Source organism: Streptomyces sp. NPDC088387 (assembly GCF_044753385.1).
Lineage (GTDB): Bacteria > Actinomycetota > Actinomycetes > Streptomycetales > Streptomycetaceae > Streptomyces.
In genome coordinates, this window is record NZ_JBIVNC010000005.1 from 478,027 (window position 1) to 489,958 (window position 11,932).

At 70.4% G+C, this 11,932-nt stretch carries 10 protein-coding genes; 2 read left to right on the forward strand and 8 right to left on the reverse strand.

Annotated features, from left to right (window positions below; genetic code table 11):
• Positions 1 to 104 precede the first annotated feature (104 nt).
• On the reverse strand, positions 105 to 2,159 hold the full coding sequence (locus tag ACIQAC_RS16780) for an APC family permease (RefSeq protein WP_402191556.1): 2,055 nt from the start codon (positions 2,157 to 2,159) through the stop codon (positions 105 to 107).
• Between the two features lie 505 nt (positions 2,160 to 2,664).
• Here ACIQAC_RS16780 and ACIQAC_RS16785 point away from each other — a divergent pair.
• Together ACIQAC_RS16785 and ACIQAC_RS16790 are read left to right on the forward strand one after the other, a co-directional pair.
• A complete protein-coding gene (locus ACIQAC_RS16785; protein ID WP_402191558.1) occupies positions 2,665 to 3,333 on the forward strand; it encodes a potassium channel family protein in 669 nt (222 codons plus the stop codon).
• Complete coding sequence (locus ACIQAC_RS16790) at positions 3,333 to 4,010, forward strand: potassium channel family protein (protein ID WP_402191560.1); 678 nt, start codon at positions 3,333 to 3,335, stop codon at positions 4,008 to 4,010. The genes ACIQAC_RS16785 and ACIQAC_RS16790 overlap by 1 nt, the downstream gene beginning before the upstream one ends.
• A gap of 133 nt (positions 4,011 to 4,143) precedes the next feature.
• On the opposite strand, the gene ACIQAC_RS16795 is transcribed toward ACIQAC_RS16790, so the two are convergent.
• The 7 genes from ACIQAC_RS16795 to ACIQAC_RS16825 all read right to left on the reverse strand — a co-directional run bounded on the left by ACIQAC_RS16795 (position 4,144) and on the right by ACIQAC_RS16825 (position 11,932).
• Complete coding sequence (locus ACIQAC_RS16795; RefSeq protein ID WP_402191562.1) at positions 4,144 to 4,887, reverse strand: DUF3159 domain-containing protein; 744 nt, start codon at positions 4,885 to 4,887, stop codon at positions 4,144 to 4,146.
• A 3-nt stretch (positions 4,888 to 4,890) separates the two neighbouring features.
• Positions 4,891 to 5,289, reverse strand: coding sequence for an OB-fold nucleic acid binding domain-containing protein (locus ACIQAC_RS16800; protein ID WP_402191564.1), 399 nt, complete (start codon positions 5,287 to 5,289; stop codon positions 4,891 to 4,893).
• Positions 5,290 to 5,427: 138 nt separating this feature from the next.
• Entirely contained in the window at positions 5,428 to 6,111 is a 684-nt protein-coding gene (locus ACIQAC_RS16805; RefSeq protein ID WP_402191565.1) for a response regulator, read from the reverse strand.
• Positions 6,108 to 8,672, reverse strand: coding sequence for a DUF4118 domain-containing protein (locus ACIQAC_RS16810; RefSeq protein WP_402191567.1), 2,565 nt, complete (start codon positions 8,670 to 8,672; stop codon positions 6,108 to 6,110). Before ACIQAC_RS16810 ends, ACIQAC_RS16805 begins: the two co-directional genes overlap by 4 nt.
• Before the next feature lie 126 nt (positions 8,673 to 8,798).
• Positions 8,799 to 9,491 carry an ABC transporter ATP-binding protein gene (locus tag ACIQAC_RS16815; protein WP_402191569.1) on the reverse strand — a complete coding sequence of 231 codons (693 nt, stop codon included), beginning with the start codon at positions 9,489 to 9,491 and terminating at the stop codon, positions 8,799 to 8,801.
• A gap of 63 nt (positions 9,492 to 9,554) precedes the next feature.
• Positions 9,555 to 10,766: an alginate lyase family protein gene (locus tag ACIQAC_RS16820; protein ID WP_402191571.1), complete on the reverse strand. Its 1,212-nt coding sequence runs from the start codon at positions 10,764 to 10,766 to the stop codon at positions 9,555 to 9,557.
• 395 nt (positions 10,767 to 11,161) lie between these two features.
• Complete coding sequence (locus tag ACIQAC_RS16825; RefSeq protein WP_402191573.1) at positions 11,162 to 11,932, reverse strand: DUF3710 domain-containing protein; 771 nt, start codon at positions 11,930 to 11,932, stop codon at positions 11,162 to 11,164.

An 11,932-nucleotide genomic window follows, 5' to 3' on the forward strand; every position in this document is an offset into this window, starting at 1 on the left:
GACTCCAGTACGTCAAAGGGGGAAGGGCCGGACAACAGCCCACCAGTCTACGTCCCCGGGCACGCCCCCGAGCCCGCCCGCCGGTCCTGCCCCCAGGGCCCCGCTCAGCCCTTCGTGGACTCCTTGCCGGGCTCCTTGGCCTGCTGCGCCGGGCCCCGGCGCACCGCGCCCGGGGCGTTCCACTCCTGCCGCTTGCGGGCCCGGTTGCGCGCGACCTCGGAGGACTCCAGCTGGTAAGGCACCGAGGTGACCATCACGCCCGGCGTGAACAGCAGCCGGCCCTTGAGCCGCAGCGCGCTCTGGTTGTGCAGCAGCTGCTCGTACCAGTGGCCCACCACGTACTCGGGGATGATCACGGACACCGCGTCGCGCGGCGACTCCCGGCGCAGGCTCTTCACGTACTCGATCACCGGCCGGGTGACCTCCCGGTAGGGCGAGTCGAGGACCTTCAGCGGTACGTCGATGCCGCGCCGCTCCCACTCGTCGCGCAGCGCCTTGGTCTCGGCCGGGTCGACGTTGACGCTGAGCGCCTCCAGGCTGTCGGAGCGCATCAGCTTGGCGTAGGCCAGGGCGCGCAGCGTGGGGCGGTGGATCTTCGAGATCAGGACCAGCGAGTGGACGCGTGAGGGGCGGACACTGTCGTCGCTCGGGCCCTCGGGGGCGGCGAGTTCCTCGGAGACATGGTCGTAGTGGCGGCGGATCGCGGTCATGGTGACGTAGAAGATCACCATGCCGAGCAGGGCCACCCAGGCGCCGTGGGTGAACTTGGTGACCAGCACGACCACCAGCACCAGGCCGGTGAAGAAGGCGCCGAAGGTGTTGATCGCGCGGGAGCGGATCATGTGGGTCCGCTTGGCCGGGTCCTTCTCGACGGCGAGATGGCGGTTCCAGTGCCGGACCATGCCGATCTGGCTGAGCGTGAAGGAGACGAAGACACCGACGATGTAGAGCTGGATCAGGCGCGTGGAGTCGGCGCCGTAGATCCACACCAGGAGGGTGGCCGCGCCGGCCAGCAGCACGATGCCGTTGGAGAAGGCGAGGCGGTCGCCGCGGGTGTGCAGCTGGCGCGGCAGATACCGGTCCTGGGCGAGGATCGAGCCGAGCACGGGGAAGCCGTTGTACGCGGTGTTCGCGGCGAGGAACAGCACCAGCGCGGTGGCCGCGGCGAGCACCAGGAACAGGAAGCTGCCCTTGCCGAAGACGGCCTCGGCGACCTGCGAGATCACCGGGTTCTGCACGAAGTCCCCGCCGACCGGGACACCGCCCTCCAGCAGGTCGTGCGCCGGGTTCTCGGCCATCCGCACCTTGCTGGCCATGGCCAGCACGATGATGCCGCAGAACATGGTGACGGCCAGCAGACCCATCAGCGCGAGCGTGGTCGCCGCGTTGCGGGACTTGGGCTTGCGGAAGGCCGGCACACCGTTGGAGATGGCCTCCACGCCGGTGAGCGCGGCGCAGCCGGAGGAGAAGGCCCGCAGCAGCAGGAAGACCAGCGCGAAACCGGCCAGCCCCTGGTGTTCGGGCTTGATCTCCAGGCCCGCGGTCGGCGCCCGCATGGTGTCGTCCAGGACCAGTCCGCGGAACGCGCCCCACGCGATCATGATGAAGACGCCCGCGACGAACACGTACGTCGGGATGGCGAAGAGCGTGCCGGACTCCCGGACGCCGCGCAGGTTCATCACGGTCAGCAGCACGATCACGGCGACCGCGCAGGCCACCTTGTTCTCGACGACGAACGGGACCGCCGAGCCGAGGTTCTCGATGCCGGAGGAGATGGAGACGGCGACGGTGAGCACGTAGTCGACGAGCAGGGCGCTGGCGACCGTGAGCCCCGCCTTGGGGCCGAGGTTGGTGGTGGCGACCTCGTAGTCGCCGCCGCCGCTCGGGTAGGCGTGGACGTTCTGGCGGTAGGAGGCGACGACCGTGAACATCAGCACGACGACCGCGAGCGCGATCCAGGGGCTGAAGTGGTAGGCCGACACACCCGCGATGGACAGCACCAGCAGTACCTCGCCGGGCGCGTACGCCACGGAGGACAGCGGGTCGGACGCGAACACCGGAAGCGCGATGCGCTTCGGCAGGAGCGTTTCCCCCAGCCGGTCACTGCGCAGCGCGCGCCCGATGAGGATCCGTTTGGGCACGTCGGTCAGTTTGGACACGACTGAGCATCGTACGGCTTCGAACGGCCGCTCGCCCACCTCGCGCCCGAGATCCGCAACACAAGCCCCACCAGTCACGCACCCCGCCGGCCCGTGGCCCGCGCGGACGCCGTCCCTCCCCTTGCCCGCTCCGGCTCTGCCCCACGGGTGAAACCGCGGGTGAAACACGGACGCCACCCGCCGCCGTTTCCCCGGCGGCGGCGATCTCCATGCCTATATGACAAGCCTGCCGGTACGACGATTCATTCCGGCCCTTCCGGCTTCTCCCGCCGCACGCCCCTACGGAGGTCCCATGCCCGCGACCGCAGAGCTGATCGGCGCGACCGCCGCCCTCATCGGCCTCGGAATCCTCACCCTGCTCAGCGTGCGGCGGATCAGCCGGCGCTGAGCGGGCGGGGAACTGTGCACGGGGGTGCCGTCCGCGGACCGTGCGTGTGAAGCTTGGTCGGCGGTCTGAGACCCTGATTAAGCCAAGTCAAGAACCCCTGACCTCGGAAGGACGGTCGTGCACATCGTCATCATGGGCTGCGGCAGAGTGGGTTCCGCTCTCGCCCAGACCCTGGAGCAACAGGGGCACACGGTCGCAGTGATCGACCAGGACCCCACCGCCTTCCGACGCCTTGGCTCCTCGTTCGGTGGCCGCCGGGTCACCGGGGTCGGCTTCGACCAGGACACCCTGCGCGAAGCCGGCATCGAGGAGGCCGGCGCCTTCGCCGCCGTGTCCAGCGGCGACAACTCCAACATCATCGCCGCCCGTGTGGCCCGCGAGATGTTCGGCGTCGAGAACGTCGCCGCCCGTATCTACGACCCCCGCCGCGCCGAGGTCTACCAGCGTCTCGGCATCCCCACCGTGGCCACCGTCCGCTGGACCGCGGACCAGATGCTGCGCCGGCTGCTGCCGTCCGGCTCCGAGCCGCTGTGGCGCGATCCCACCGGCGGTGTCCAGCTCGCCGAGGTGCACGCCGCCGCCTCCTGGGTCGGCCACAAGATCAGCAAGCTCCAGGAGGAGACGGGTGTCCGTGTGGCGTTCCTGACCCGCCTCGGCGAAGCGATTCTGCCCACCTCGCAGACCGTGCTTCAGGAAGGCGATCTGGTGCACGTGATGATGCGCACCGACGAGGTCGAGAAGGTCGAGGCGGCGTTCGCCGAGGGCCCGAAGGAGGGCGGCAACTGATGAGGGTCGCCATTGCCGGTGCCGGTGCGGTGGGCCGCTCGATCGCGGGCGAACTGCTGGAGAACGGCCACGAGGTACTGCTGATCGACAAGGCGCCGACCGCCATCTCGGTGGAGCGGGTGCCGCAGGCGGAGTGGCTGCTGGCCGACGCCTGCGAGATCACCTCCCTCGACGAGGCGGCGCTCCAGCGCTGCAACGTCGTGATCGCCGCGACCGGCGACGACAAGGTCAACCTGGTCGTCTCCCTGCTGGCGAAGACGGAGTACGGAGTTCCGCGGGTCGTCGCCCGGGTCAACAACCCGAAGAACGAGTGGCTGTTCACCGAGGCCTGGGGTGTGGACGTCGCCGTCTCCACCCCGCGGCTGATGTCGGCCCTGGTCGAGGAGGCGGTGAGCGTCGGCGACCTGGTCCGGCTGCTGCGCTTCAGCCACGGCGACGCCAACCTCGTCGAACTGACCCTGCCCGAGGAGTCGGCCCTGGCCGGCACCCAGGTCGGCGACGTCGACTGGCCCGAGGACACGTCCCTGGTCACGATCATCCGCGGCACCCGGGTCCTGACCCCGTCCCGGGAGGACTCCCTGGAGGCGGGCGACGAACTGCTCTTCGTGGCCGCGCAGGCCCGGGAGGAGCAGCTGGAGGACCTGCTGTCGGTACGGCGGGAGGACGCGGCGGGGTAGGGGGCTTGTCGCATACGACGGACGAGGGCGCCCCTGGGATCGTGGGGCGCCCTCGGATGTCTTTCGAGTCCGACTTCCCGGGAAACCGAGACCGGTGGTCGTGGGTGGGCGAAGGGAGCCCGACGCCGAGCGGCTAGTCGACGGACCGGGCCGCGGCCTCCCGGCGTTCCTTCTCGGCCGCCTCGGCCTTCTCCTCGGCCTCCATCTCCGCGAACACGTCGATCGGCGCGGGCGCCTTCGCGAGGAAGACCCACGTCAGCCAGACGGCCAGCAGGAACGGCGGGATCTTCAGGGAGACCAGCACCCAGCCGAGCTGGGTCGTGTCGGCCCACCAGTACAGCGGGAAGAGGATCGCGCACTTGGCGAGCAGGATCAGGCCCCAGGCCCAGCTGGCCTTGGCGTACGCCTTCTTGCGGCCGGGGTTGCGGGTGCGCCAGGAGAGGTTCTCCTTGAAGACCGGGCCGAGCATCAGACCGATCAGCGGGACACCGCACAGCGTGGTGATGATGTACGCGAGGGCGAGGCCCAGGGTGTACAGCATGCCCGGCAGGTAGAAGTCCTTGGCGTTGCCCGTCATCATCGCGAACACGACACCGAAGGCCACGCCGAAGACACCGCTGAAGGCGTGCTTCACGGTGTCCTTCATGGCCAGCCGGACCACCAGGAGCACCAGGGACACGGCGAGCGCGGCGATGGCCGACAGGTGCAGGTCCTTGTTGATCGTGAAGATGGTCACGAAGAGCAGGCCCGGAAGCACCGTCTCGACCATGCCGCGGATGCCGCCGAAGGCCTCGAACAACGCGGCTTCCGTCACCGCCCGCGCATCCTGCTGGGCCTCTTCCCGGCCCTCTTCGGTCGGCTTGTCGAGCGACGTCACCGGCTACTCCCGTCCGAGGGGTCTCAGTTCGTACTTGGGGTTGAAAAGCACTCGGCGGCCCCGGCTCATCGAGACCCGGCCGGACGCGATCATCTTCCGGCCCGGTTCTATCCCGACGATGGAGCGCCGGCCCAGCCACACCACGTCCAGCGCGGCGGAGCCGTCGAACAACTCGGCCTCCAGGGCCGGGACTCCCGCCCGCGGCCGCAGCGTGACCGTGCGCAAGGTACCAGTAACCGTGACTATCTGTCGGTCGTGGCAGTCACCGATCCGCGTACAGCCCGCGATCTCGGCGTCCTCCCGCAGCTCCTCGGACTCCAGGTCCTCCTGCGAAGAGGAGAGCCGGTCAAGCATGCGCCGGAACCGGCCCACCGGCTTTTCGGAACGAGGAACAGCACTCATGTATGAAGCGTACCGGGGTGCACCGACACGTAAGTACCCCTCGGCCGGGCCCGTCAACCGCTACCCCCCGTGACCAGCCGGGCCGCACGAGCTGCCGTCACGAGCGGACGATCGGGAGCGGACGATCGGGAGCGGACCTCACTTCTCGAACCGGTACCCCATCCCCGGCTCGGTGATGAAGTGCTTCGGATGCGACGGGTCGGCCTCCAGCTTGCGGCGCAGCTGCGCCATGTACACCCGCAGGTAGTTCGTCTCGGTCCCGTACGACGGCCCCCACACCTCCTGGAGCAGCTGCTTCTGGCTGACCAGGCGGCCCGTGTTGCGCACGAGCACCTCCAGCAGATGCCACTCGGTGGGGGTGAGCCGTACGTCCCGGCCCGCGCGGTTGACCTTCTTCGCGGCCAGGTCGACGGTGAAGTCCTCGGTCTCCACCATCACGTCGTCCTCGCCGGCCCCGGTGGGCTCCGCGCGGCGGACGGCGGCCCGCAGCCGGGCGAGCAGTTCGTCCATGCCGAAGGGCTTGGTGACGTAGTCGTCGGCGCCCGCGTCGAGCGCCTCGACCTTCTCGTCGGAGGTGTGCCGTGCGGACAGGACGATGATCGGCACCCGGGTCCAGCCGCGCAGGCCCCTGATCACCTCGACCCCGTCCATGTCGGGCAGACCGAGGTCGAGGACGACCACGTCGGGGTGGCGGGCCGCGGCGAGCTGGAGGGCGGCGGCACCGTCGTGGGCCGCGTCGACCTCGTACTTTCGGGCCCTGAGGTTGATCACGAGGGCGCGCACGATCTGCGGCTCGTCGTCGATCACGAGCACCCGGGTCATGAGGCCTGCCTTTCGGGGTGTACGGGGCCCTCGGCCCCTTCTTGCGAGCCGCCCGGGGTCTCCCGCGGCGGTGCCGCGCGCAGCGACAGCACCATCGTGAGTCCGCCGCCCGGGGTGTCCTCGGCGGTGAGCGTGCCGCCCATGGCCTCGGCGAAGCCGCGGGCGACGGCGAGGCCGAGTCCGACCCCGGCGCCGCGCGGGGCGTCGCCATAGCGCTGGAAGGGGGCGAAGATGCGTTCCTTGGCGTCGTCCGGGACGCCGGGGCCGCGGTCGACCACCCGGACCTCGACGCGGCCGGCGAGGGCGCTGGCGGCCACCAGGACGGGCCGCTCCGGCGGGCTGTACTTGACGGCGTTCTCGACGAGGTTGGCGACCGACCGCTCCAGCAGTCCGGCGTCCACGGCGACCATCGGGAGGGTCTCCGGGATGTCCAGCTCCACGCTCTGCTCGGGGACCCCGCCGAGCGCCACGGGGACCACCTCGTCGACGTCGATGTCGCGGATGATCGGCGTGACGGTGCCGGTCTGGAGGCGGGACATGTCGAGCAGGTTCCCGACGAGGTGGTCGAGCCGGTCCGCGCCCGCCTCGATCCCTTCGAGAAGCTCCGCCCGGTCCTCCTCGGACCACGCCACGTCGTGCGAGCGCAGGCTGGACACGGACGCCTTGATACTGGCCAGCGGGGTGCGCAGGTCGTGGCTGACGGCGGCCAGCAGTGCCGTACGGATCCGGTTGCCCTCGGCGAGTGTGCGGGCCTGGTCGGCCTCCTCGCGCAGCCGGCGGCGGTCCAGGACGACGGCGGCCTGGGCGGCGAAGGCGGCGAGCACCCGCCGGTCGGAGGCGGGCAGCACCCGGCCGGTCAGGGCGAGGGCCATGTGGTCGCCGATCGGTACGTCGACGTCGGCGTCCTCGGGCCGCTTCGGGGCCGGTCCGGCGCCGGCGCGGCCCACACAGGCCCAGGGGTCGACGTCGCTCTCGCGTTCCAGCAGGACCGCCGACTCCATGCCGAAGGTCTCGCGGACCCGTTCCAGGAGGGCTTCCAGGCTGGTCTCGCCGCGCAGCACGTTGCCCGCGAGGAAGGAGAGTATCTCCGACTCGGTGCGCAGCCGGGCGGCCTGGTGGGTGCGCCGGGCGGCGGTGTCGACGACGGAGGCCACGGACACGGCGACGCCAAAGAAGATCACCAGCGCGACGATGTTCTTGGGGTCGGCGATGGTCAGCCGGTGCAGCGGGGTGGTGAAGAAGTAGTTGATCAGCAGGGACCCGAAGGCCGCCGAGGCGAGCGCCGGGTAGAGGCCGCCGAGCAGGGCCGACGCCACGACGACCGTGAGGAACAGCAGCATGTCGTTGGCGAGGCCGATGTCGATGGTGTTGAGCAGCACCGACAGCACGGCGGGTCCGGCGAGTCCGACGACCCAGCCGGAGACGATCCGGGCCCGGCCGAGCCGGGCGCCCCGGGCCACGGGCAGTCCGCGCCCCTTGGCGGCCTCCTCGTGGGTGACGATGTGCACGTCGAGGTCGGGTCCCGACTCGCGGGCGACGGTGGCGCCGACGCCGGGTCCGAACATGTACTGCCAGGCCTTGCGGCGCGAGGAGCCCAGCACGATCTGGGTGGCGTTGACGCCCCGCGCGAAGTCCAGCAGGGCGGCGGGAATGTCGTCGCCGACGACGTGGTGGAAGGTGCCGCCGAGGTCCTCGACGAGGGTGCGCTGGACGGCGAGTTCCTTCGGGGAGGCGGCGGTGAGGCCGTCGCTGCGGGCGATGTAGACGGCGAGGACCTCGCCGCCCGCGCCCTTCTCGGCGAGCCGGGCGGCCCGGCGGATCAGGGTCCGGCCCTCGGGTCCGCCGGTCAGTCCGACGACGATCCGCTCGCGCGAGCCCCAGATCCGGGAGACCCGGTGCTCGCTGCGGTACTCGGTGAGGTACTCGTCGACGCGGTCGGCGACCCACAGCAGGGCGAGTTCGCGCAGGGCGGTGAGGTTGCCGGGTCTGAAGTAGTTGGACAGGGCCGCGTCGACCTTGTCCGGCTGGTAGATGTTGCCGTGCGCCATGCGGCGGCGCAGCGCCTCGGGCGACATGTCGACCAGCTCGATCTGGTCCGCGCGCCGCACGACCTCGTCGGGGACGGTCTCCTGCTGCCGTACACCGGTGATGGCCTCGACGACGTCACCGAGAGACTCCAGGTGCTGGATGTTGACCGTGGAGACGACGTCGATGCCGGCGGCGAGGAGTTCCTCCACGTCCTGCCAGCGCTTGAGGTTGCGGGAGCCGGGCACGTTGGTGTGGGCCAGTTCGTCGACGAGGGCGACCTTGGGCCGGCGGGCGAGGACGGCGTCCACGTCCATCTCGGTGAAGGTGCCGCCGCGGTACTCCAGCTCACGCCGCCGGATCTGCTCCAGGCCGTGCAGCATCACCTCGGTGCGCGGCCGCCCGTGGTGTTCGACGAACGCGACCACGCAGTCGGTGCCCCGCTCCACCCGGCGGTGGGCCTCGGAGAGCATCGCGTACGTCTTGCCGACGCCCGGTGCCGCACCGAGGTAGATCCGAAGCTTGCCGCGTGCCATGTCCCCATTGTCTTCCCGTCACCACTGCGTACGCAGCGTAGACCTTACGGCCAACGATGCCGACAAAAGGGACGAGAGGTGGGTCGGCGGACGTCTTTGACAGAACCCTGATGCTCCGGGCGCCGGTCAGGCCTCGACGATCTCGCCGTCGCTCAGCTCCAGCACCCGGTCGGCCAGATCGAGCAGGGTCGCGTCGTGCGTGGCGACGAGCGCGGTGACGTTCTCACTGCGTACGACCGCCTTGAGGAGCTCCATCACGGCGTGGCCGGTCTCCGCGTCGAGCTGGGCGGTGGGCTCGTCGGCGATGAGCAGCGCCGGGTTGTTGGCGAGGGCGCGGGCGATGGCTACGCGCTGCTGCTGGCCGCCGGAGAGCTCGCCGGGCCGCTGGGCCGCGTGGTCGGCGAGGCCGACGAGGGCGAGCAGCAGCTCCACACGCTCCTCGCGCTCGCGCGGGTCGGTCTTGCGCAGCCGCAGGGGGACGCCGACGTTCTCGGCGGCGGTGAGGATGGGGATCAGCCCGAAGGACTGGAAGACGAAGCCGATGCGGTCCCGGCGCAGCTCCAGCAGGCCGTTCTCGCCGAGCCCGGTGAGTTCCCGGCCGTCCAGGGTGATACGGCCCCGGTCCGGTGCGTCGAGTCCGCCGACGATGTTGAGCAGGGTGGTCTTGCCCGAGCCGGAGCGGCCCTTGAGGGCGACCAGTTCACCGCGCGGGATGGTGAAGGAGACCCCGCGCAGGGCGTGCACGGCGGCGGCGCCGCGTCCGAACGACTTGTGCACGTCCTCGACACCGACCATGGTCTCGGTGACCACCTGGTTCATGACCGTTCTCCCCCCGTGGGCCGGGCGCCAGTATGTCCGTGCGGCGCCCGGCCGATCAACGGGTCAGTTGGGATTGTCGCCGTGGGTGAGGGTCTCCCAGGCGACGAACAGGTTGTTGCTGGCGGAGGGGCGGTTGCGCTGGGTCAGCGTCTCGGTGTTGGCCATCGCGTGGCCGAGGCGGTTGTGCATGGCGTTGTAGCCGACCTCGGTGATCGGTCCGAGGCCGCGGTGGATGGTGCCGCCGCACAGCCAGCTGGGGGCGGCTTCGCCGAGCTCGTACTTGGCCTGGAAGCCGAGTGCGTGCCGCAGCCGCTCGCCGACGTCGGTGCCGTAGAGGTCCTGGCCCTGGATGCGGCTGGTCTCGGCGACGTGCGAGATGGCGGAGATGCCGTACCCGGTGTGGGTGAAGTCGCGGCAGGTCTCCTGGGTGAGGCCGTTGACGAAGGTCGACTGGCCCTGCCAGTAGCTGATGATCTTCGCGGGTGTGTTGAGGTTCTGGCTGGGCTTGGTCTTCGGGTACGCGCCGTCGGAGGTCAGGTAGACGAAGGCCGCGGTGCGGGTACGGAAGGTGGCCATGGCCTTGTCGTACGACGCCCGGTCCTCCAGGAAGACGGAGATGCCGAGGGCGGCCTCCATCATCGACAGCTCCCAGTTCCCGTTGGAGTTGGAGCCGTTGATGATCTCGGGGAGGTAGACGTTGCGCAGCATCGTGCCGAACCGGCCGGAGTTGGGCCAGCCGCCGGTGTAGGTGTGCTTGATGATCTCGGCGGCCTTGGGCCAGGAGGAGGCGGCCCAGCCGGTCTGGAGCGGCGCGTTGCTGTTGGTGTGGTCGGTGATGGTGTTCGACCAGGCGTCCATCAGCTGGATGGACTTCTGCGCGTAGCGGGCGTCCTTGGTGATGTACCAGGCGAGTGCGTTGGTGTACGCGGCGATCGCGTCCTCGCGCTCGTCGGTACAGCCGTTGTTGGGGTTGGAGTACGAGCCGCACTCCACGACCGCGCGGGGCTTGGGCACCCGGCTCTGGCTGGCGTACTTGCTCGCCATCATCTGGTCGTAGGCGCCCTTCCAGGGCTGGGCGCCGGCGAGGACCTTGTCGCGGGTGAAGTCGAGCTGGGTCTTGGAGACGGTGACACCGGGGTGCGTGAAGGTCGCGGGGGCGGCTTCGGCCCGGTCGGCGCCGGGCCAGGCGAGCAGCCCGGCGACGAGGGTCGCGACCGCGGTGGTGACGGTGAGGAACGCGCCTCTACGGCGGTACCGCGTGGGGGTGTTCGGCATCGCGGAGGTCCATCCGTTCTTGTATGTGAACCAGAACTTCCTTTGTGAACATGAGCGTTGGCGAGACGATAGGTATGGACCAAAGGCACGTCAAGAGTTACGGCACGGACCGACTCCGCCGGAAAAAGCCGGGAACACCTGAGCGCTGCCGAAACCTGGACCGCGAGCGCCGGACGCCCGGACCGCGACAGCGGGTGTACATCCCCGCCGGAAAGCCGGAGAGCCGGAGCACCGGCGGCATGCCGCAGCACAACAGCGAACACCGCACGGTGACCCGGGCTCAGCACCCGTGCGCGGCCGGGAACGCCGACGGGCCGTACCCCCCGGATGGGGAGAGTACGGCCCGTCGGTACATAGGAAGCGGGGCAGGGGGCTCGCCCCCCCCGCCCGCGGACTCAGCGGACCTCGGTGATCTCCGGTCCGCGCTGAAGCTGGCCCATGCCGCCGGAGAAGCGGGAACCGGCCTGCTCCTCCTGCTGGACGCCCTCGGGCACCATCTGCGCGTCGTTCGGCAGCTTCAGGACGATCGGGTCGCGGGGCGCCATCGGGCCCTCGCCACGGACCACGACCGTGTCACGGAAGATGTTCTCCAGCAGACCGGCCGCCTGCGGCTGCACCGCGCCCTGCCCGGAGATCACTCCGCGCAGGAACCAGCGCGGGCCGTCGACACCGATGAACCGCACGACCTGGAAACCGCTCGTGCCGTCCGGCAGCTGCACCGGCACCTGGGCCCGCAGCTCCCAGCCCAGCGAACCCTCGACCTCGTCGACGATGCCGCCCTGCTGGGTGATGCCGGTGGCGATCTCCTCGCGCACCTCGCCCCAGATGCCCTCGCGCTTGGGAGCGGCGAAGGCCTGCAACTGGACCGCGCTGTCGCGCAGCACGACCGTCGCCGCGACGATGGCGTCACCGGCCACCTCGACCCGCAGCTCCATGCCGTCGACACCCGGTACGAACATGCCGCCCAGGTCGACCCGGCCCTCGGCCGGATCGCGCACCTCGGTGCTGTCCCAGGGCCCGTCGGGCCGCGGCTCGGGTTCGAGCCTCACCCGCTCGCGCGTGCCTTCGCCCTCGTCGTCCGCCTCAGTGTCGACACTGTCGACGACCTGCTCGGCCTCGCCGGCCGCGTCCTCGGCGGCATCCTTCTTCTTGCGACGTCCGAACAC